Origin of the sequence: Streptomyces atratus (genome assembly GCF_900119365.1) — a bacterium.
Classification (GTDB): Bacteria; Actinomycetota; Actinomycetes; order Streptomycetales; family Streptomycetaceae; genus Streptomyces; species Streptomyces atratus_B.
In genome coordinates this window covers 57024-77446 of sequence record NZ_FPJO01000002.1, presented here as the reverse complement: position 1 = coordinate 77446, position 20423 = coordinate 57024, and the positions used below count along the sequence as shown (strand labels likewise).

Genomic DNA, 20423 nt, shown 5'->3' with positions numbered 1-20423 from the left:
CGCCCGGGTGGCCGCAGAGCGATCCGGCCGACGCGCTGTGGCTCGCAGACCGGGCGAGGGAGCCTGAAGTGGCCGCGAGGGCCTGGCCGGAGGAGGAGCGGACCGAGGGCACCGGGGACGGCGCGGCGGACGCCGGTGTCCTCGTGCCCTTCGAGGGGCCCCCGGTCCCGCGCACCATGCCCGGTCCGGTGGACCACGTCACCATCAGTTTCGCCGGTTTCAACCGGGCGTGGGCGGCGTGGATCGGGGACCGCCTGGAGCGGCGCGGGGTGACGGTGGTCCAGCAGCGCTGGGACCCTCCGGTGGAGGTCCCGCTGGAGGATTCGCTGCGCGATCTGACGCTCTCCCGGGGCCGGGTGCTGGTGGTCCTCAGCGACTGGTACTTCCAGCTGGGGCCGCGCGGTCATGAGGAGTGGAACAGGGCGCTGCGCGAGGTCGTCGCCGCCGAGCCCGACCGTTTCGCCGCCGTCTGCGTCACCGTGTCCGCGCTGCCCGGCGCCGCTTCGGCCTTCGGCGCGGCCGACCTGTTCGGCGTCGGGGCCGAGGAGGCCGAGCGGCGGCTCCTGGCCCGCCTGGGCCTGCCCACCGACCCGCTGCCCGAGGCCGTCGGGGCCAGGCAGGGGCCGCGGTATCCGGCCGATGTCCCGGAGGTGTGGGGCGGGGTGCCGCGCCGCAACACCCGGTTCACCGGTCGCGACGAGCTGCTGGCAGCGACGTACGAGGCACTGCACGAGGCCCGCCCCGGTGCCGGGGTCGTGGCTCTGCACGGCATGTCCGGTGTGGGCAAGACCCAGCTGGCGGCGGAGTACGTCTACCGGTTCGGCTCGGAGTACGACGTGGTGTGGTGGGTGCCCGCCGACCGCCGGTCCTTCTACCGCCAGAAGCTCGCCGAACTCGCCCCCGAACTGGGGCTGTCCACGGGTGCCGAGTACGGGGAGCGGCTGCGTGCGGTCCGCGACGCGCTGCGCCGCGGCGAACCGCACTCCCACTGGCTGCTGGTGCTGGACGGCGCGGACGAGCCCGAACACATCTGGGACCTGGTGCCGACCGGCCCCGGGCATGTCCTGATCACCTCCCGCAACCCGGAGTGGAGCGAGCACAACAGCAACCTCGTCGAGGTCCCGGTCTACGAACGCGAGGAGTCGGTCGCCTTCATCCGCCGCCGCGCACCGCGTCTGACGCCGTACGATTCCGGCCGGCTGGCCGAGGCCCTGGAAGACCTCCCGCTGCTCCTGGACCAGACGGCCGGCTGGCTCAACGACTCCGACATGTCCGTCGAGGAGTACATCGAACTCCTCGAAGGCGGCATCGACCAGGATGTCGTCAAGGTCTCCGCCGACTTCCCGCTCGCCTTCCAGACCGCCTGGTCGATACTGCTGAACAAGCTCAAGGAAACCGTCCCGGAATCCGTCGGTCTGCTGCGCCTGTGCAGCTTCTTCGCCCCCGATTCCATCCCTCTGCGACTGCTGCACGAGGTCGCCTGGGACACCGTCGTCGGCCTGGAGGCGCTCACCGACCCCGACCGGCTCGACCAGGCGGTCCAGCAGCTGCTGCGCTACTCGGTCGTCAGGCTGGAGACCACGGTGCCCCCGGGCCGGGGGGCGGCGGACCCGCACCGGGCTCTCCACATGCACCGCATGGTCCACCGCATGATGCGGGGCGAACTGACCGCGGCCGATCACGCGGCCTGCGCCGACGCGGCCCGCGGCGCGCTGGCCGCCGTCGACAGGGGGCAACCCTCCGACGTACGGATGTGGACCACGTACGCCGCGCTCACCCCGCACCTGAAGTGGGCGGAGGTGCTGGAGAGCACAGCGCCCGCGGTGCAGGACCTCGTCCTCGACTGTCTGCGTTACATGTACCTCTCGGGCGAGTACGGCAGCGGAATCCGGCTCGCGGAACCGGCCATGACCTCCTGGACGGCCCTGCTCGGCGCGACCCACCCCCGGATCTGGGACCTCGGTCACCACTACGCCAACCTGCTCCGCGCCATCGGTGACTACCGGACGAGCGAACGCGTGGAGCGGGCGGCGGCCGACTACCTCGCGGCCGAACACGGCGAACACGATCTGGAACACCTGCGCGCCGCCGGTGGCCTCGCCGCCGACCTGCGGGGCCTCGGCCGTTACGACGAGGCGCTACGGCTCTCCGCCTCGATCAGGGACCGCTACCTCACCGTTCTCGGCCAGGAGGACTACCGCACACTGAACGCGGACAACAACCTCGCGGTGTCCCTGCGGCTCCTCGGCCGGTACGGCGAGGCGCTGGAGCAGGACCGGCGCACTCTGGCCCTGCGGCGATCCGTGCTGGGCGGGCAGGCCCCCGCCACCCTGTACTCAGAACTCAACTGCGCCATCGACCTACGGTTGCTCGGACACCACCGCGAAGCCGAGGAGGCCCTGGGACAGACGGTCCGCAGGCATCTGGCGGCGGTCGGCGCCAACAATCCGCAGACCCTGCGCGCCCAGCACAACCTCGCGCTCTGCCGCTACTTCGCGGGTGATCCGGCCGCCGCCCGGTCCGCCCTCGCCCGGGTGCGGCGGGACTGTCTGCGGCTCCTCGGCGAGCACCATCCGCTCCTCCTGCTGATCACGGCGAGTGCGGCCTGTGCGGAGCGGCGGGCGGGGGACCCGGACCGGGCCCTGCTGCTGCACGAGCAGGTGGTGGCGGGGTACCGGTCGATGCTGGGCGACGAACACCCGTACACCATCGGTACGAAGGGCAACCTCGGGCTGATGCGCTGGACGCTGGGGGAGCGGGACGTGGCGAGCCAGGAGATCGAGCGTGCCGGCTCCCTGATGGCCGAGACGCTGGGGGAAGGACACCCCTGGTCCATCGGATGCGCGTTGAACGCGACGATCATCCGGATGAGGAGCGGACGGGCCGGCGAGGCGTACGAACTGGGCCGGGCGAACGGCCGGCGGGCGGCGGCGCTGCTGGGGACGGACCACCCGCTCACCGTGGCACACCGGCAGGCGGAGGACCGGGAACGCGCCGAGGGCCCGGACTTCTGGGACTTCGAACCCCAGATCGTCTGAACGGGCTGCGCCCCGCCGGCCCGGCTGCCCGCCGCACACGTCGAAGGGACCCTCAGGGGGCCTTCTCCGTGGGCAATGTGCGCATTGTCCGAAGCGGTGACAGGAAATTAGGGAGAACGCTCAACGTCATACCGGCTGCACCGATCCACAAGGTGCCTGTTGCTCCGAATACAGAGCCCGAGGCCCCGCCCAGAAGTCCGCCAAGAGGAATGCCGCCCCAGGATACGAATCGAGTCGTTGCGCTCATCCGGCCCAGAAGCCGATCCGGTGTCATGGCCTGTTGGAAGCTTGATTGGGACACAACGCGGACGACCCCGCCCAGTGAAAGGGCTGCGAGTCCGATCGCAGCCACATACACGCTCCAACCTGGTCGCGCCAATGGCATGAGGACGGTCAACGGACAGGTGACCAGTGACGCGAGCCAGATGACCGGACCTTGCCCGACCCGCGTGGCGACCGTGGTTGCCAACAGCGCGCCCAGCAAGGCGCCGCAGCCCATTCCTGACAGAACGAGGCCGATACCGAAGGGCTGAAGACCTATCTCCCGCTCCAGGAAGACCAGCAACATGCTCTGATACATGATCAGGAAGAGGTTGAATACTGCGTCTCCGAGCATTATTGCGCGCAGGGCGGAGTGTTTTAGGACGAACTTCAATCCCTCCTTGATCTCTCGGCCCAATTGATGGTGCTCACTTCGCTCCGGCTTCTGTTCGCGTTTCCGGATGGTGATCGCGAGCAGCCCCGACAGGGCCATCCCGGCCGAACTCACCAAAAGCGTTGCAGGGGCTCCGACCAGGCCGACCAGCGGCCCGGCCAATGTCGGCCCGCTGATACTGGTCACCGAGCGCATTGTTGACAGTTTTGAGTTTCCTTCCACCAGCTTGCTGCGTCCCACCAGATGTGGGAGATAGCTGACGTACGCGACGTCGAAGAAAACGGTCAACACTCCATGAGCCAAGGCGACTGCGTAGAGCCACCAGAGGGTGAGAAGGCCCGCCCACCACGCCACCGGTATCGTCAAGAGGGTCAGTGCGCGAACGAGATCCGTGCTGATCATCACCGATCGTTTCCGCATGCGGTCCACCCAGGCACCTGCCGGCAGCCCGACCAGGAGCGATCCTGCCGTGGTCATCGAGGTCAGCAATCCGACCTGGAACTCGTCGGCGCGCAGTGCGGCGATGGCGACCAGGGGCAAGGCCAGAAAGATGATGCGGTCGCCCAGTTGACCGAGTGCGGTGGCAGCAAATAATCGCCCGAAGTCCCGATCGCGCAGGAGGCCGAGCCGGGAGGATTTTGGCATTCGAATACCCCGCTGTCGGATTTGCGATGTCTGTCTCATGGATTCAATGAATACGGGCGGTCGACCCCGAACTCATAGACCACTTCCCGGCGCACGTCCGGAATGACCATGTCGGCCGTTTCCACCGGACGTCCGTCCGTGTCGTAGATGGTCCGCTCGATCTGAAGCACGAGGTCCCCCACGCTGATCCCCAGGAGGTTCGCCTGCGCCTGGGTGGCGCGAGCGGGGCGCGGAATCTCGACCACGGTCGAGATGACCACGCCGATGGAGCGCATGCGCTCAACCACCCCCTTTCCCGCCAGGGGGCCCATCTCGGGCAGCACGATCGGTGTTCCGTCCGTAACAGCCATCGGCTCCCAGGATTCGGAAAGCTGGACGGGTTGCCCGCCGGCGAGGAACTCGTAATGCGTGTTGACGCAGAGATCTCCGGTACTGATGGCGAGCCGCTCGGCGATTGTCCCGGGGGCGGGGACGCGCACCTGGCTGTGTGAATCCCAGGCGTCTGCCCTGCCCCGCTCTCTTCTGTCGGGCCAGGTGGGAGAGGTCTCCCGGCGTTCGCGGTGCCGCGAGCGGACCAGTCGCAGGCGCTCGCGCGGCATGCGGACGTAGGTGCCCGATCCGGCACGTCCCTCAAGGAGACCGTCGATGATCAAACGGTCCATGGCCCTCTGCATGACGTTGCGCCCGACCCCGTACTCCTCGGCGAGCCGCGCCCGGGACGGCAGGCGCTCCCCGATCCGCCACTCTCCCGCGAGGATCCGTGCGCGCAGCACGTCGGCCACTGCGAGATACGGCGCCTCTCGGGGCATGGGCGATCCTCCGGTTGTTCCACGCTGCGGCGGCTGGTCAGCCCTCAGGGCCTGTCCGGCGGATCAGGGTCGGACAGGCCCTGAGGGGTGTTGGCAAGCTACTGCACCCGGTGAAAGCTGCTGGAGTAGAAATACGCGAAAGCCCGGAAAGGCTCAGCACTTCCCCAAGAGCACTGACCTGACCGTCCACCAGCCGCGAACACCTCGACGCAGTCGCCGCCGAACTCAACGGCCGCCCATGCAAAACGCTCGGCTGGGAAACCCCAGCCGAGCGTTTTTCAGAAACAGTTCGCGGCCCGATCAGCGCGACCACGTGTTGCAACGACCCTGGAAACCGCCCTTCGTGGGGGCGGCCCCTTCGGACCGGGTACAGCGACCGGTCAGGCCTCGAAGACCTCGGCGACCAGCTGGGCCTGTTCGGCCTGGTGGCGCTTGGCCGAGCCGACCGCCGGGGACGAGCTGTGCGGGCGCGAGATGCGGCGCAGGCGCTCACCGTGCGGGACGTCGGCGCCGACGGCCAGGTCCAGGTGGTCGATCAGGTTCAGGGCGATGAACGGCCAGGCGCCCTGGTTGGCCGGCTCCTCCTGGGTCCAGAGGTACTTCTCGGCGTTCGGGTACTTGGCGATCTCGGCCTGGAGCTCGGCACCCGGCAGCGGGTACAGGCGCTCCAGACGGATGATCGCGGTGTCCGTGACGCCGCGCTTCGTGCGCTCGGCCTCCAGGTCGTAGTAGACCTTGCCGGCGCAGAAGACGACCTTGCGGACATCGGCCGGGTTCACCGAGTCGTCGCCGATCACCGGGCGGAAGCCGCCGGTGGTGAACTCCTCCACCTTCGACGCGGCCGCCTTGAGGCGGAGCATCGACTTCGGGGTGAAGACGATCAGCGGCTTGTGGTGCGGGTTGTGCACCTGCCACCGCAGGAGGTGGAAGTAGTTCGACGGCAGGGTCGGCATGGCGACCGTCATGTTGTTCTGCGCGCACAGCGTGAGGAAGCGCTCCGGGCGGGCGGACGAGTGGTCCGGGCCCTGGCCCTCGTAGCCGTGCGGCAGCAGCAGCGTGACGCCGGAGGTCTGGCCCCACTTCTGCTCGGCCGAGGAGATGAACTCGTCGACGACGGTCTGCGCGCCGTTGACGAAGTCACCGAACTGGGCCTCCCAGACGACCAGCGACTCCGGACGGGCCAGCGAGTAGCCGTACTCGAAGCCCATCGCCGCGTACTCGCTGAGCAGCGAGTCGTAGACGTTGTAACGGGCCTGGTCGTCGGAGAGGTAGAGCAGCGGGGTGTAGTCCTCGCCGGTCACCTGGTCGACGAGGACCGCGTGGCGCTGGCCGAAGGTGCCGCGGCGGGTGTCCTGACCGGCGAGGCGGACCGGGGTGCCCTCCATCAGCAGCGAACCGATGGCCAGGGTCTCGCCCATGCCCCAGTCGATCGTGCCGTTCTCCACCGAGGACGCGCGGCGCTGCATCTGCGGCATCAGGCGGGGGTGAACGGTGATCTGGTCGGGGATGCTGACCTGGGACTCCGCGATGACCTTGACGACCTCCGGGGAGATCGCGGTGGTCACGGCGACCGGGAACTCGGGCTGGACCTCGGGGGTGTGCGCCGGGGCCGGCAGCGAGGTGGCTTCGCGGACCTCCGCGAAGACCTTCTCCAGCTGGCCCTGGAAGTCCTGGAGCGCCTGCTCCGCCTCTTCCAGGGTGATGTCGCCGCGACCGATGAGGGACTCGGTGTACAGCTTGCGCACCGAGCGCTTCTTGTCGATCAGGGTGTACATCTGCGGGTTGGTGAACTCCGGGTTGTCGCCCTCGTTGTGACCGCGGCGGCGGTAGCAGATGAGGTCGATCACGACGTCCTTGTTGAACGCCTGGCGGAACTCGAAGGCGAGCCGCGCGACGCGGACGACGGCCTCGGGGTCGTCGCCGTTGACGTGGATGATCGGCGCCTCGATCATGCGCGCCACGTCGGTGGCGTACATCGAGGAGCGCGAGGACTCCGGGGCGGCGGTGAAGCCGACCTGGTTGTTGATCACCACGTGCACGGTGCCGCCGGTGCGGTAGCCGCGCAGCTGCGACATGTTGAGCGTCTCGGCGACGACGCCCTGGCCCGCGAAGGCCGCGTCGCCGTGGAGCGCGACGGGCAGGACGGTGAAGTCCGTGCCGCCCTTGTTGATGATGTCCTGCTTGGCGCGGGCGATGCCCTCCAGGACCGGGTCGACCGCCTCCAGGTGCGAGGGGTTGGCGGCCAGCGAGACCTTGATCTGCTCGCCGTCCAGACCGGTGAAGGTGCCCTCGGCGCCCAGGTGGTACTTGACGTCGCCGGAGCCGTGCATCGACCGGGGGTCGAGGTTGCCCTCGAACTCGCGGAAGATCTGGGCGTACGACTTGCCGACGATGTTGGCGAGGACGTTCAGCCGGCCGCGGTGGGCCATGCCGATGACGACCTCGTCGAGGCGGGCCTCGGCGGCGGAGTCGATGACCGCGTCGAGCAGCGGGATGACGGACTCGCCGCCCTCCAGCGAGAACCGCTTCTGGCCGACGTACTTGGTCTGCAGGAACGTCTCGAACGCCTCGGCGGCGTTCAGCCGGCGCAGGATGCGCAGCTGCTCCTCGCGCTCGGGCTGCTGGGCGCGCGGGCGTTCCACCCGGTCCTGGAGCCACTTGCGCTGCTTCGGGTCCTGGATGTGCATGAACTCGATGCCGGTGGTGCGGCAGTACGACTCGCGCAGCACACCGAGGATGTCGCGGAGCTTCATCATCGACTTGCCGGCGAAACCGCCGACCGCGAAGTCCCGCTCCAGGTCCCACAGGGTGAGGCCGTGCTCGGTGATGTCCAGGTCGGGGTGCTTGCGCTGGCGGTACTCCAGCGGGTCGGTGTCGGCCATGACATGGCCGCGGACCCGGTAGGAGTGGATCAGCTCGAAGACCCGCGCGGCCTTGGTCACGTCGTTGTCGTGCGAGGCGTCGATGTCCGTGAGCCAGCGGACCGGCTCGTACGGGATGCGCAGCGACTTGAAGATCTCGTCGTAGAACTCGTTCTCGCCGAGCAGGAGCTGGGCGACGATCCGCAGGAACTCGCCGGAGGCGGCGCCCTGGATGACCCGGTGGTCGTACGTCGAGGTCAGCGTCATGACCTTGGAGATGCCCAGCTTGTTCAGGGTGTCCTGCGAGGTGCCCTGGAACTCGGCCGGGTAGTCCATCGCGCCGACGCCCATGATGAGGCCCTGTCCGGGCATCAGGCGGGGCACCGAGTGGACGGTGCCGATGCCGCCGGGGTTGGTCAGCGAGGCGGTGACCCCGGTGAAGTCGTCCATGCCGAGCTTGCCGTTGCGGGCGCGGCGGACGATGTCCTCGTAGGCCTGCCAGAACTCGAAGAAGTTGAGCGTCTCGGCCTTCTTGATGGCCGCGACGACCAGCTGGCGGTCGCCGTTCGGCTTCACCAGGTCGATGGCGAGGCCGAGGTTCACGTGCTCCGGCTTGACCAGGGTCGGCTTGCCGTCCTTCAGCGCGAAGGAGTGGTTCATCGCCGGCATGGCCTTGAGGGCCTGCACCATCGCGTACCCGATGAGGTGCGTGAAGGAGATCTTCCCGCCCCGGGCGCGCTTGAGGTGGTTGTTGATGACGATGCGGTTGTCGAAGAGCAGCTTCACCGGGACGGCACGGACGGACGTGGCCGTCGGCAGCTCCAGCGAGGCGTTCATGTTCTTCGCGACGGCGGCGGAGGGGCCGCGCAGCGTCACGTACTCGGGGCCTTCCGGGGCCTCGGTGGCCGGCGCTGCCGCGGCCTTGGCCGGGGCGGGCGCGGCGGCCTTCGCGGCCGGAGCCGGAGCGGCCTTCGCCGGGGCGGCCGGGGCTGCCGGAGCAGCGGCGGCGGGGGCGGCCTGTGCGGGCGCCGGAGCCGGGGCGGGGGCGGCCGGAGCCGGGGTCTGCGCCGGGGTGGCCTGTGCGGGTGCGGCCGGGGCCGGGGTCACCGCAGCTCCTGTTGCCGGGGCGCCGGGAACGGGCTTGTCCGCCGTGCCGGACGTACCCGGCTTGTAGTCGGCGAAGAAGTCCCACCAGGCGCGATCGACCGAATTGGGATCCTGGAGGTACTGCTGGTAGATCTCGTCGACGAGCCACTCATTGGGCCCGAAAGCCGCGGCCGGGTTCGTACCCGGGCCGGCTTGGTCGGTCGAGATGCTCGAGTTACTGGGGGACTGAGACGACACGGCGGCAACCGCCCTCTTCCGCTTCACAAGGTGATGGACAGCGGAAATCAAGGCTACGCCTCCCCAGCCGTTCCACGCAGGCCGGGCCGGTCTTCGTCGCGCAAGTCACATTGGAAGGCGGGTTTCGGTGCAGGAATTGGCGGGAAACATGCACAGTTCCGCTTCACTTTGGGTATGCGGGACCGCGGCTACGGCCCCCTGGGTCGTACCCCCCCTGAACGGAACACATAGAACGCGTCCTTCCGGTTCGAACCCTATGTCAACCTCGCGGTTGCGGTACCCCCGGAAGAGTGACCTGAATGCGGCAGCCGCGAACGGATTCGGCCACGCCGATGCGTCCGCCGTGCAGATCCACCGCCCAGCGGGCGATCGCCAGGCCGAGGCCCGTACCGCCGTCGCTGCCCGGGCCGTGCGGGGAGGGCACCTCGCCGCGGTTGAAACGCTCGAAGACCCGGTGCCGCTCGGACTCCGGAATGCCCGGTCCCTCGTCCAGGACCTCCAGCGCCAGGGACTCCGGTCCGGGCCCGCGCCGCGCCAGTACGGTGACCCGGCCGTGCGGCGGGCTGTGCTTGACGGCGTTGTCGATCAGATTGGCCACCACCTGATGCAGGCGTTCCGCGTCCGCGTGCGCGGTCAGCTCCGGCGGCGACACGTCCAGATGAAGATGGACGTCCTTGCGCGTGTGGTTCCCGGAGCCGGACGACAGCCGGCGGTGCGAGACGGCGAGGTTCGCCTCCTTCAGCACGCCCGACAGATACGGCCACACCTCGAACCGGCGGGCCTTGAGCGTGACCACTCCGTTGTCCAGGCGGGACAGGTCCAGCAGCGTCTCCACCAGCCGGCCGAGCCGCTCGGTCTGCTTCAGCGCGGTACGCATCGTCTCGGGATCGGCCGAGGACACCCCGTCCACGACGTTCTCCAGCACGGCTCTCAGCGCCGCGATGGGTGTTCGCAGCTCATGCGAGACATTGGCGACCAGCTCCTTGCGATGCCGGTCCACGGCCTCCAGATCGTCCGCCATGCGGTTGATCGTCTGGGCCAGGTCGCCGAGCTCGTCGCGCCGGTCGGCGCCGCTCACCCGTCTGGTGTAGTCGCCGTGCGAGATCGAGCGGGCCACCGTGGTCATCTCGTCCAGCGGCGCGGTCAGACCGTGCGCCACGAACTGGGTGATCAGCAGGGTCGCGATCACCGAGAACACCGTGATGAACCGCAGCTCGGTCCTGGTGCGCACGGCCACCATCAGCAGCCCGGTCGTGATGAACACCGAGACCACGACGAGGGTGCTCATCTTGGCCTTGACCGAGAAAGGACGCAGTCCGGAACCGGGCCGGGTCATGGAGCCGGGGTCTCCAGGGCGTAACCCACACCGTGCACGGTACGGATCCGCTCCGCACCGATCTTCCGGCGCAGCGCCTTGATGTGGCTGTCGACCGTACGGGTGCCGGAGGCGTCCGCCCAGTCCCAGACCTCGGCCAGCAACTGCTCCCGGGAGAGCACCGCGCGCGGCGTATTGGCCAGGCAGACCAGCAGGTCGAACTCGGTCGGCGTGAGGTGGACGTCGTCGGCGCGCACCCTGACCCGGCGCTGCGCGTGGTCGATCTCCAGCTCGCCCAGGCGCAGGATCCCGCTGCGCGGCGTCACCGCGGCCAGCGCCGCGCGCTCGACCCGGCGCAGCAGGACGTGGACCCGGGCCGCCAGCTCGCGCATCGAGAACGGCTTGGTCATGTAGTCGTCGGCGCCGACGCCGAGGCCGACCAGCATGTCCGTCTCGTCGTCCCGGGCGGTCAGCATCAGCACCGGCACCGGCCGCTGGGCCTGTACGCGGCGGCAGACCTCCAGGCCGTCGAAGCCGGGAAGCATGATGTCGAGCACCATCAGATCCGGCTGCCACGCCTCGGCCGCGTCCACCGCCGCCGGACCGTCGAGTGCGGTCTGCACCAGAAAGCCCTCGGCCCGCAGCCGGGCGGAAATGGCATCGACGATCGTGGCGTCGTCCTCGACCACCAGCACCCGGCGCTGCGCGCCAGGGGTGGCCGCGACGCCGGTCTGGGTGGTGTGTGTCTGTTCCATCGCCCCGCCCCTGCCCCGTTCTCACGGGGGCCATTCCCCCGGACGCACGGTCTTCGCTTGTGGATTTCGTGGGTGATCCCGTTACCGGTCAGCAGCGTAAAGGCAGCGGACTGCTCTCGGCTACGCAGGGTGTAACGCCTCGGGCGTGAGGAAGTGGCGGAGTGTCGGGCTTGTGACGCTTGGCCCCCGGGCGTCCGGGGGCGGTGATACCCGGTGGGGGAATCTCAGTCTGTCCGAAGTGCGAGATGCACCACGTCGGGCACACCTCGGGCAACATTGACCTCTTCGGTTCTTACCCCATCGAATCCGGCATTCCGCAGGGCCTGTTCGAAATCGGCGGACGGCTGTGCGGACCACACTGCGAGAACGCCGCCCGGCGTCAGCCGCTCCCGGCAGTCCGCGAGACCTGCGGGGGAGTACAGGCTCGTGTTGTCCTCGGTGACGGTCCAGTCCGGCCCGTTGTCGATGTCCAGGCACAGAGCGTCGTAACGGTCCGTAGTCGTACTCAGGTACTCGACCAGATCCGTCGTCAGGATCCCGGTCCGCGGATCGGCGAGCGCCGCACCGGAGATCGCGGCCAGCGGCCCCTCCAGGTGCCAGTCCACGATCGCCTGCTCCCGCTCGGCCACGACGATCCGCCCCCACCGCGGCTCGGCGGCGGCCCGGACGAGCGAGAAGCCGACGCCGAGCCCCCCGATGAGCACCGAAGGGGCGGGCCGGCCCGCGGGCAGGGCGGCCAGCGCCGCGTCGATCAGGAGCCGCTCCGAGCGCCCGTCCGAGGTGTCCATCAGGAAGCACCCGTTGGCGATGATCTCGAAGTCGTCACCCCGCTCCCGCAGAACGACCTCGCCGTACGGGCCTTCGCGGCGGTCGAGCGTGACGGGGGTGAGAGCGTCGGAGTGGTGGATGTCGGGCATGGTGCGGGTCTCCGGTGGATGGCGGACACGGTCCCCGCCATCCTGTCCGGTCTCCGTGGCCGGAGGCCAGCGGATTGCCGGATCCGTCCGCCGCAGGGCTACCCGCGCTCCGGGCGCGCGCCGCGCACCGTGAGGAGCGCCGCCCCGGCCACGTACGCCGTCACGGCCACCGCCCACGCCGCCCCCTGCGGGCCCGGCTGCATCGGCCAGGCCCACACCGCCGCCGCGCCGCCCGGGGGGCGGGGCGCCGCCAGGTAGACGGCGCCGCCGTAGACCGTCATCGGCAGCCAGCTCAGCCGGGCACCGAGCAGCGCGACGGAGGCCGCGGCCGCCCCGGTCGCACCGAGCACGTTGCGCACCATGGCCGGCACACCGAACGCCTCCGGGTGCCCCGGGACCGCCGCCGCGAGCGCCCCGGCCGTCAGCGCGGTCAGCGCCAGCAGATGCAGCAGCCGGCGCGGCCACCAGCGGCCCACGGCGGTCCGGTCCAGCTCGTCGGAGTGCGAGTGCAGGCTGGTGCCGATCGCGGCGGAGGCGAGCAGCGGGGCCAGCACGACGACCGGGACGCGGGCGGTGTGGTCGAAGTACGGCTGGTCCTGCAGCCAGTGGGCGGCCCATGCGGCGACGAGCGTGATGCAGGTCAGAGTGGCGGCGGTGAGGGGGAGGGCGCGGGAGCGGATGTAGAGGAGCGGGAGAGCCGCGGGGGCCGGACGAGCGCTCACAGGGCCGGTACCTCCGCGGGCGTGCAGCTCTTCCGGGTGGCCAGGTAGCGGCCGAGCCAGGCCTTGCGGCCGGCATCCGGCATGGCCTTGAGACGGGTGACGAGGGGGCGGGCTTCCGGGTCCCATGTGGAGTCTCCGCCGGCCAGCCAGGTGCGTACGGCGTCGTCCGTGAGAGCCACCCGCTTCATCCCCTTGCGGTCGCTCCTCGCCAAGCCGCTCGGACAGTCGCGGTTCGCCAGGCCCAGGGCGGTTTCCGAGGCGTACGACCGAGGATCGGTCAGCTTGTTCCGCGTGACGCTCCAGCCGCGCATGACATGGGCCAGGGCGGCTTCGTCGTCCTTCGGGTCGAACTCGGAGTCCACGTATCCGACCGGTGCGCCCGGGACTCCCTCCAGGCGCGAGAACATGCCGGCCAGGGCAGCGGACACACTGGGCAGCACCGGGGCGTCGGGCGCCTTCACACAGAGTTGCGGTGTGCCGGATGCCGGTGCCGAGCAGACCCTGCGCGTCGCGGTCGGGTCGTCCCGGAACAGGTTCTCGCCCGTCGGCGCGATCACCGCCCCGGCCGCGACCGCCAGCGCGAGCGGTACGACGGCCAGCAGGCGCCGCCGGGCCGCGTACGCGACGAGCACGGTGGCGGCGATGCCGCCCGTCCAGGTCAGCAGGACCGGCGCGAGCCACCACACCGGGACCCACCCCGACAGCGTGTACCGCACGCCGGGGCTCAGGAACCGGGCGTCCGATTCCACATAGCCCGGGGCCCCCAGGAGCACGTAGAGAACGGCCGCGAGCACCGGGGCGATCAGCCGCCACCGCACCAGCCGCCCGACCACGAAGCCGACGAAGCCGATGGACAGGAGGAGACCGAGATCCGTGACGACGACCGAGAAGGAAGGACCGCCTGCCCCGGTGTACGGAGCCGTCGCCGCGAACACCACGGCCAGCGCGAGCAGGTACCCGGCCGTCGCCCACAGCACGATCGGTGTCGCGGCCGTCGTCACCTGCGCCAGCCGGCTCCGCGGGACCGAGAGCAGCAGTTCGGAGGTGCGTCGGCGGTGCTCCCGGCCGCCCTGCCAGCAGGCGGCCGCGGCGACGAGCGGGCCGCCGAGCAGCACCGCCGCCAGATGCAGTTGGGTCTGCGTCTCGCCCCAGCTTCCCTGCCACTGGGCCGCCTTGCTCCAGAGCGGAACGAGGAGGGTGAGGGCGACGGCGAGGCCCGTCCAGGGGGCGATCCCGCGCCGGAGTTCGGTCCGCAGAGCGGTGCGGGCCCTGGGCATTTGGGGCGAGGCCTTCCCGGGTGAGGTCTTTCCGGAGGAGGTCTTTCCGGGCATGGCGGAGGTCGTCATCGGTTCGCCACCGCCGCCCGGTGCGCCCGCAGTGCGGAGGTGTAGCCGCGCTCGATCGGGTTGCCGTCCGGCCGCTCCGCTCCGCCGTCCCCGGTGCCGCCGAGGTCCGTCAGCTCCCGCGTCGTGCCCCGGTACGCGATCCGGCCCGCCTCGATCAGCGTGACATCGGTGCAGGCCGCGGCGACGTCCTCGACCAGGTGGGTCGAGACGATCACGGTGGTGCTGCGGCCCAGCTCCCGTATCAGCGCCCGGAACTCGACCCGTTGCTCCGGGTCCAGGCCGGCGGTCGGCTCGTCGAGCAGCAGCAGGTCCGGATCGTTGACGATCGCCTGGGCGATGCCGACGCGCCGCACCATGCCGCCCGACAGGGTCTTCACCCGGGCGTCGATCCGGTCCGCCAGGCCCACCCGGTCCACCGCGCGTTCCACGGCCGCCGGGACCGCCGCCGCGTCCATCTCCTTGAGCCAGGCCACGTAGGAGACGAACTCGCGGACCGTGAAGCCCGGGTAGTAGCCGAACTCCTGCGGCAGATAGCCGAGCCTGCGCCGGACCGCCGCCCGGCCGCGGTGGTCCGACCCGGCGCCGACTTCCTCGCCCAGCAGCTCCACCCGGCCGCCGGACGGCGCCGCGACGGTGGCGAGCACCCGGATCAGCGAGGTCTTGCCCGCGCCGTTCGGTCCGAGCAGCCCGTGCACGCCGGGCGCGAAGTCGAGGTCGACGGCGTCCAGCGCGGTCGTCCTGCGGTGCCGGACGGTCAGCGCCCTGACCTCGACCGTGTTCACGGCCTCGGTGCCGCTCATGCGTTCACGCTCACAACTTCTCCAGGTGGTCGAATGATCTACGGCGTACGGCGAGCAGCGCGGCGCACACCAGTGCGCCCGCCGCCCAGCCGGCCTGTGCGGCGGGCCCGGCGAAGTACCGTGCGGCCTCGGCCGCCGCCTCCGCGGTCGCCGGGCGCGACGTGGCGAAGGCGGGCAGGACGACCGCGGCCGCCCAGGTCACGGCGATGGACGTGGCCCCGGTGCGGCAGCCGACGTACGAACCGAGGGCGAGCGCCGCCAGCGTCATCGCCAGCCCGGGCAGCAGCCAGGCCGCCGCGCCGGGCCACCCGGCGGACGGGGGCAGCGCCGCCCCGGCGAGAGTGAGCGCCGGGATGCTCACGGCGAGCACCGCGGCGGTTCTGGTCAACAGCAGCCGCAGCCCGCCGGACGGGGTGGCGGCGGTGATCTCGTGCATCGGGTCCGCGTGCCGGCCGTAGGAGAGGGCGACCCCGGCCAGTGGCAGCACCGGCGCGACGACGAGGAGCAGCGGGCGGACGGCATCGCCGCCCCCGGCCCCGTACGCCAGCGCGAGGGCCCCGACGGCCACCAGCACCAGCGCCAGCAGCCACGGAGCGCGCAGCGCGGGCCCGGCGGCCCACAGCAACCGCCCGGCGCGGGTCGCGGTCCCGGGGGAGCGGCGCCGGGCGCTGCGGGCGGGCCCCCTCACGGGCGCCCCCTCCGCCGCCACCGCGGCCAGCACCCCCGCGCGTACCGCGTCCAGCGCCGCCCCCGCCTCCGGCCGGGCCCGTACCACCGCCGAGATCCGCGCCGCGCACCTCCCGCACGCCTCCACGTGCTTCTCCACGGACCACGCGTCCGTCTCCGGCACCGAACCGGCGGCGTACCGCCCGGCCAGCTCCTCGCTCACATGCCACTGGGGCATGCCGTCGCCTCCCCTCGTGGTCATGCCGTTCCTCCCAGGGGTCCGGGCTCCGGGGCCGACAGCTCGAGTGCGGCGCGCAGTTCGCGTCTGGCCCGCATCGCCCGGGTCTTGACCGTGCCCTCGGGTATGCCGAGGAGCCGGGCCGTCTCGCGGGTCGTCAGCCCGTCGATGACCGTGGCGCGCAGGACCTCCCGCAGCTCGGGCGAGATCCGGTCGAGCGCGGCGCCCACATCCCCGTACTCCAGCCCGACGAGCACCCGTTCCTCGGCGGACGGCGCGGTGGCGGCCCATTCGTTGCTCCCGGTCCGCTCGGCCCGGGCGGCGAGATCGGTCCGGGCGTGGGCCCGCTGCGCGTCCACCAGCCGGCGCGAGGCGATCACCCACAGCCAGCCGCCGACCCGGGCACCCCGGTGCGAACCGGCGGAGCGCCAGACCGTGACGAAGGTGTCCTGAAGCACCTCCCGTACCGTCTCGGCATCCGCGCACCGCCTGCCCAGCCGGGCCAGCAGCCAGCCGGCATGCCGGTCGTAGAGCGTCGCCAGGGCCTCCGTGTCTCCCTGCGCGACGGCACGCAGCAGGGCGTGGTCGTCGTCCGGGTCCTCCCCCGAGGGGCGCAACAGCTTCACACCCCTCTATCGGGCTACGGACCCGAGCCGGTTCACGGGCGGCGTGTGTGGCTCACACCTTGGACGGTCTGAGGGAGGATCACAGAAGGCAAGACGTTGCTTCGGGGGGCTCGTCGTGGAAAGGGACCTTGCGCGGTGCATCAGGGTACGGACAGGGAGGTCCACGAAGACCCCTTCGAGGCTCCGCTGCTCGGCGCCATCCCCCGCCAGAACCGCACCGGCGGCCCCGCGGCCCCGCCGCCTGCGGTCCGCAGGGCCCGCCGATGGCTGCGGCTGCTGCCGACGCCCACCGGAACCCCCTTCACCTTCGGGTACCTGCTGGTGCTGGTCGCCACGTCGCTCTTCATGGAGTACGCCGATCCCGGCACCGTCGCCGCCGTGCTGCGCGAATCGAGCACGGACGTCGCGCACCTCGGCGAGACCCCGCTGCTCGTCCTGGCCGCCAGCGCCCTGTGGGTCGTCGGCGGGCTCACCTCCCCGTACGTCTTCGCCTTCGCCTTCGTACTGACCGCGCTGGAACGCCGCATCGGGGGGTGGCGGACCGCCGCGGTGTTCGTGCTCGGCCATGTCGTGGCCACGCTCGCGACGGAGATCCCGGTCGGGCTCTCCGTGGTCGCCGGGCATCTGCCGGAGTCGTCCCTGCACCGCCTCGACTACGGCATCAGCTTCGGGCTGATGGCGAGCGTCGGCGCGCTGACCGGGCTGTTCACCCCGCTGCTGCGGGTGCTGGTGCTCGGCGGGGTGGGCCTGATGCTGGCGCGGGACCTGGTCGACCTGAACAACCCGCTCGCCAACTGGGGCCATCCCCTCGCGCTGCTGCTCGGAGTGGCCTGCTGGCCGCTGCTGCGCCGGGCCGGTGAGGCCGGGGGAGCGGTGGTCAGGGGCGTGGCGCCTTCGCGCCGTGCACCGCGGGGTGCCGGCGGCAGATCCGGATCGGAGACACCGGGAACAGCCGTGTCGCGCGGAACGCTGCCGTAGTAGCCGTACGCGCTGAGCAGCGGCGTGCCGTCGAACGCCTCGGAGATCCGGGACCGGGCCGCCGCCAGCACGGGGGCGTATGCCGCGGGCACCCGGCGTCCGTCCCGTGTCGCGAGCGCGATCGGACGATCGCTCAGAGCGAACACTTCCCGGGGAACAATGAGCGGCTCAGAAGCATTGAGTCTGCATAGCTCAACTTGACTGCCGAAGGGGAGATCATGGCTACCGATTCCAATGCGGTCACTCCGCTCGCCCTGCCCGTGCTGCCGCTCGACGACGAGGTCGTGCTGCCCGGGATGGTGGTGCCTCTGGACCTGTCCGACACCGATGTACGTGCCGCCGTCGAGGCAGCACAGGCCGCGGCCCGGGGCGGCGGCGGCAAGCCCGAGGTGCTTCTGGTGCCGCGGATCGACGGGACGTACACCGGGACCGGTGTCATCGGCACCGTCGAGCAGGTCGGACGGCTTTCGGACGGGGATCCGGGCGCGCTGATCCGCGGCCGGGGCCGGGTGCGGATCGGGGCCGGGACCAGCGGGCCGGGTGGGGCGCTCTGGGTGGAGGGGACCCGGGTCGACGCGGTCGTCCCCGACCCGCTCCCCGGAGCCGCCGCCGAGCTGGTCAAGGAGTACAAGGCGCTCGCCACCAGCTGGCTGAAGAAGCGCGGCGCCTGGCAGGTCGTGGACCGGGTCCAGCAGATCGAGGACATCTCCGCCCTCGCCGACAATTCCGGCTACTCGCCCTTCCTCACCACCGCCCAGAAGGTGCGGCTCCTGGAGACCACGGACCCGGTCGCCCGGCTGAAGCTCGCCATCCAGTGGCTCGGTGAACACCTCGCCGAGCAGGACGTCGCCGAATCCATCGCCAAGGACGTCCAGGAGGGCGTCGACAAGCAGCAGCGCGAATTCCTGCTGCGGCGCCAGCTCGAAGCCGTGCGCAAGGAGCTCTCCGAGCTGAACGGCGACCCGGAGGACGAGTCCGACGACTACCGGGTCCGCGTCGAGGCCGCCGACCTTCCCGAGCACGTCCGCGAGGCCGCGCTCAAGGAAGTCGACAAGCTGGAGCGCTCCTCCGACCAGAGCCCCGAGGGCTCCTGGATCAGGACCTGGCTCGACACCGTCCTCGAACTGCCGTGGACCGAGCGGACCGAGGACGCCTACGACATCCGGGGCGCCCAGGAGATCCTCGACGCCGAGCACGCGGGGCTCCAGGACGTGAAGGAGCGCATCGCCGAGTACCTCGCCGTCCGCAAGCGGCGCTCCGACCGCGGGCTGGGGGTCGTCGGCGGGCGGCGCGGCGGTGCCGTGCTGGCGCTGGTGGGGCCTCCGGGCGTGGGCAAGACCTCGCTCGGCGAGTCCGTCGCGCACGCCATGGGCCGCAAGTTCGTCCGCGTCGCGCTCGGCGGTGTGCGGGACGAGGCGGAGATCCGGGGCCACCGGCGTACGTACGTGGGTGCCCTCCCCGGACGGATCGTGCGGGCCATCAAGGAGGCCGGTTCGATGAACCCGGTCGTCCTGCTCGACGAGATCGACAAGGTCGGCTCCGACTTCCGGGGCGACCCGGCCGCCGCCCTCCTCGAAGTCCTCGACCCGGCGCAGAACCACACCTTCCGCGACCACTACCTGGAGGTCGAACTCGACCTCAGCGACGTCGTCTTCCTGGCCACGGCCAATGTGCTCGAAGCGATCCCGGAGGCCCTGCTCGACCGCATGGAACTGGTCAGGCTGGACGGCTACACCGAGGACGAGAAGGTCGTCATCGCCCGGGACCACCTGCTCCCGCGCCAGCTGGAGCGGGCCGGTCTGGAGAAGGACGAGGTGAAGCTCGACGAGTCCGCACTGCGCAAGCTGGCCGGCGAGTACACCCGTGAAGCGGGCGTACGGAATCTGGAGCGGGCCGTCGCCCGGCTGCTCCGCAAGGTCGCGGCCCAGCACGAACTGGGCGACCGGGAGCTTCCGTTCACGGTCACCGAAGCGGATCTGCGCGCTCTGATCGGACGTCCGCACCACGTCCCCGAGTCCGCCCAGGACCCGGCCGAGCGCCGTACGTCGGTGCCCGGTGTGGCCACCGGACTCGCGGTGACCGGCGCGGGCGGCGACGTGCTGTTCGTGGAGGCGTCGCTGGCCGACCCGGAGACCGGGGCGTCCGGACTGACCCTCACCGGCCAGCTCGGCGACGTCATGAAGGAGTCCGCGCAGATCGCGCTGAGCTTCCTGCGGTCGCACGGCGCGGAGCTGGAGCTGCCGGTCGCGGACCTGAAGGACCGCGGCGTGCACATCCACTTCCCGGCGGGCGCGGTCCCGAAGGACGGCCCGAGCGCCGGCATCACCATGACGACGGCGCTGGCCTCGCTGCTCTCCGGACGGCTGGTCCGTACGGACGTGGCGATGACCGGTGAGGTCTCGCTGACCGGGCGGGTGCTGCCGATCGGCGGTCTGAAGCAGAAGCTGCTGGCCGCGCACCGCGCCGGGATCACCACCGTGGTGATCCCGAAGCGGAACGAGGCCGACCTGGACGACGTCCCCGCCGAGGTCCTGGGCACGCTGGAGGTCCACCCGGTGACCGACGTCCGCCAGGTCCTGGAGATCGCCCTGGCCCCGGCCGCCGCGGCACGGCCCGAGAAGAGGATCCCGGCCGCCGCCTAGGCCGGGTCCGTGAAGTCCCGCCCGCCCGGCAACGGGTGGGCGGGACTTTCCGTGTCCACGTGTTCC

The 20423-nt window shown here is 71.0% G+C and carries 14 protein-coding genes and 1 pseudogene; 4 read left to right on the top strand and 11 right to left on the bottom strand.

The genetic code is table 11. The features are described from left to right. Nucleotides 1-176 precede the first annotated feature (176 nt). Complete coding sequence (gene fxsT, locus BT364_RS04465) at nucleotides 177-3038, top strand: FxSxx-COOH system tetratricopeptide repeat protein (protein ID WP_079179342.1); 2862 nt, start codon at nucleotides 177-179, stop codon at nucleotides 3036-3038. 52 nt (nucleotides 3039-3090) lie between these two features. Here the strand turns inward: fxsT and BT364_RS04460 are convergent, their stop codons facing one another. Both BT364_RS04460 and BT364_RS04455 read right to left on the bottom strand, forming a co-directional pair. Next, the gene (locus tag BT364_RS04460; protein WP_256259585.1) at nucleotides 3091-4377 is read right to left on the bottom strand and encodes an MFS transporter; all 1287 of its coding nucleotides are present in this window, start codon (nucleotides 4375-4377) and stop codon (nucleotides 3091-3093) included. Beyond that, nucleotides 4374-5147, bottom strand: coding sequence for a GntR family transcriptional regulator (locus BT364_RS04455; RefSeq protein WP_072483768.1), 774 nt, complete (start codon nucleotides 5145-5147; stop codon nucleotides 4374-4376). The genes BT364_RS04460 and BT364_RS04455 overlap by 4 nt, the downstream gene beginning before the upstream one ends. A gap of 154 nt (nucleotides 5148-5301) precedes the next feature. Here BT364_RS04455 and BT364_RS42545 point away from each other — a divergent pair. Beyond that, nucleotides 5302-5422, top strand: a pseudogene (locus BT364_RS42545) (IS30 family transposase); the annotation flags it as partial. 105 nt (nucleotides 5423-5527) lie between these two features. Here BT364_RS42545 and BT364_RS04450 read toward each other — a convergent pair. From BT364_RS04450 to BT364_RS04410, 9 genes are all read right to left on the bottom strand, one after another. Next, nucleotides 5528-9352, bottom strand: coding sequence for a multifunctional oxoglutarate decarboxylase/oxoglutarate dehydrogenase thiamine pyrophosphate-binding subunit/dihydrolipoyllysine-residue succinyltransferase subunit (locus BT364_RS04450; RefSeq protein ID WP_072483767.1), 3825 nt, complete (start codon nucleotides 9350-9352; stop codon nucleotides 5528-5530). A 259-nt stretch (nucleotides 9353-9611) separates the two neighbouring features. Further along, nucleotides 9612-10688 carry a HAMP domain-containing sensor histidine kinase gene (locus tag BT364_RS04445; protein WP_072483766.1) on the bottom strand — a complete coding sequence of 359 codons (1077 nt, stop codon included), beginning with the start codon at nucleotides 10686-10688 and terminating at the stop codon, nucleotides 9612-9614. After that, nucleotides 10685-11422, bottom strand: a complete 738-nt coding sequence (locus BT364_RS04440) for a response regulator transcription factor (protein ID WP_018521091.1) — start codon at nucleotides 11420-11422, stop codon at nucleotides 10685-10687. The genes BT364_RS04445 and BT364_RS04440 overlap by 4 nt, the downstream gene beginning before the upstream one ends. A gap of 224 nt (nucleotides 11423-11646) precedes the next feature. After that, complete coding sequence (locus BT364_RS04435) at nucleotides 11647-12339, bottom strand: spermidine synthase family protein (RefSeq protein WP_072483765.1); 693 nt, start codon at nucleotides 12337-12339, stop codon at nucleotides 11647-11649. 98 nt (nucleotides 12340-12437) lie between these two features. Next, nucleotides 12438-13061 carry a hypothetical protein gene (locus tag BT364_RS04430; RefSeq protein WP_072483764.1) on the bottom strand — a complete coding sequence of 208 codons (624 nt, stop codon included), beginning with the start codon at nucleotides 13059-13061 and terminating at the stop codon, nucleotides 12438-12440. Further along, the gene (locus tag BT364_RS04425) at nucleotides 13058-14407 is read right to left on the bottom strand and encodes an ABC transporter permease (RefSeq protein ID WP_256259584.1); all 1350 of its coding nucleotides are present in this window, start codon (nucleotides 14405-14407) and stop codon (nucleotides 13058-13060) included. Before BT364_RS04425 ends, BT364_RS04430 begins: the two co-directional genes overlap by 4 nt. Beyond that, entirely contained in the window at nucleotides 14404-15207 is an 804-nt protein-coding gene (locus BT364_RS04420) for an ABC transporter ATP-binding protein (protein WP_072483763.1), read from the bottom strand. Before BT364_RS04420 ends, BT364_RS04425 begins: the two co-directional genes overlap by 4 nt. Nucleotides 15208-15217: 10 nt before the next feature. Further along, the gene (locus BT364_RS04415) at nucleotides 15218-16135 is read right to left on the bottom strand and encodes a cupin domain-containing protein (protein ID WP_072483762.1); all 918 of its coding nucleotides are present in this window, start codon (nucleotides 16133-16135) and stop codon (nucleotides 15218-15220) included. Beyond that, nucleotides 16132-16737, bottom strand: coding sequence for an RNA polymerase sigma factor (locus BT364_RS04410; RefSeq protein ID WP_072483761.1), 606 nt, complete (start codon nucleotides 16735-16737; stop codon nucleotides 16132-16134). The genes BT364_RS04415 and BT364_RS04410 overlap by 4 nt, the downstream gene beginning before the upstream one ends. A 135-nt stretch (nucleotides 16738-16872) precedes the next feature. Here BT364_RS04410 and BT364_RS04405 point away from each other — a divergent pair, with 135 nt between their 5' ends. Next, nucleotides 16873-17715: a rhomboid-like protein gene (locus BT364_RS04405; protein ID WP_072483760.1), complete on the top strand. Its 843-nt coding sequence runs from the start codon at nucleotides 16873-16875 to the stop codon at nucleotides 17713-17715. 218 nt (nucleotides 17716-17933) lie between these two features. Further along, nucleotides 17934-20357 carry an endopeptidase La gene (gene lon / locus BT364_RS04400; RefSeq protein ID WP_072483759.1) on the top strand — a complete coding sequence of 808 codons (2424 nt, stop codon included), beginning with the start codon at nucleotides 17934-17936 and terminating at the stop codon, nucleotides 20355-20357. Nucleotides 20358-20423 lie beyond the last annotated feature (66 nt).

Excerpts from the sequence above, each read along its gene's own strand:
- fxsT (WP_079179342.1), top strand. The coding sequence starts at position 177 with ATGCCCGGTCCGGTGGACCACGTCACCATCAGTTTCGCCGGTTTCAAC.
- BT364_RS04460 (WP_256259585.1), bottom strand. The coding sequence starts at position 4,377 with ATGAGACAGACATCGCAAATCCGACAGCGGGGTATTCGAATGCCAAAA.
- BT364_RS04455 (WP_072483768.1), bottom strand. The coding sequence starts at position 5,147 with ATGCCCCGAGAGGCGCCGTATCTCGCAGTGGCCGACGTGCTGCGCGCA.
- BT364_RS04445 (WP_072483766.1), bottom strand. The coding sequence starts at position 10,688 with ATGACCCGGCCCGGTTCCGGACTGCGTCCTTTCTCGGTCAAGGCCAAG.
- BT364_RS04440 (WP_018521091.1), bottom strand. The coding sequence starts at position 11,422 with ATGGAACAGACACACACCACCCAGACCGGCGTCGCGGCCACCCCTGGC.
- BT364_RS04435 (WP_072483765.1), bottom strand. The coding sequence starts at position 12,339 with ATGCCCGACATCCACCACTCCGACGCTCTCACCCCCGTCACGCTCGAC.
- BT364_RS04425 (WP_256259584.1), bottom strand. The coding sequence starts at position 14,407 with ATGACGACCTCCGCCATGCCCGGAAAGACCTCCTCCGGAAAGACCTCA.
- BT364_RS04420 (WP_072483763.1), bottom strand. The coding sequence starts at position 15,207 with ATGAGCGGCACCGAGGCCGTGAACACGGTCGAGGTCAGGGCGCTGACC.
- BT364_RS04415 (WP_072483762.1), bottom strand. The coding sequence starts at position 16,135 with ATGACCACGAGGGGAGGCGACGGCATGCCCCAGTGGCATGTGAGCGAG.
- lon (WP_072483759.1), top strand. The coding sequence starts at position 17,934 with ATGGCTACCGATTCCAATGCGGTCACTCCGCTCGCCCTGCCCGTGCTG.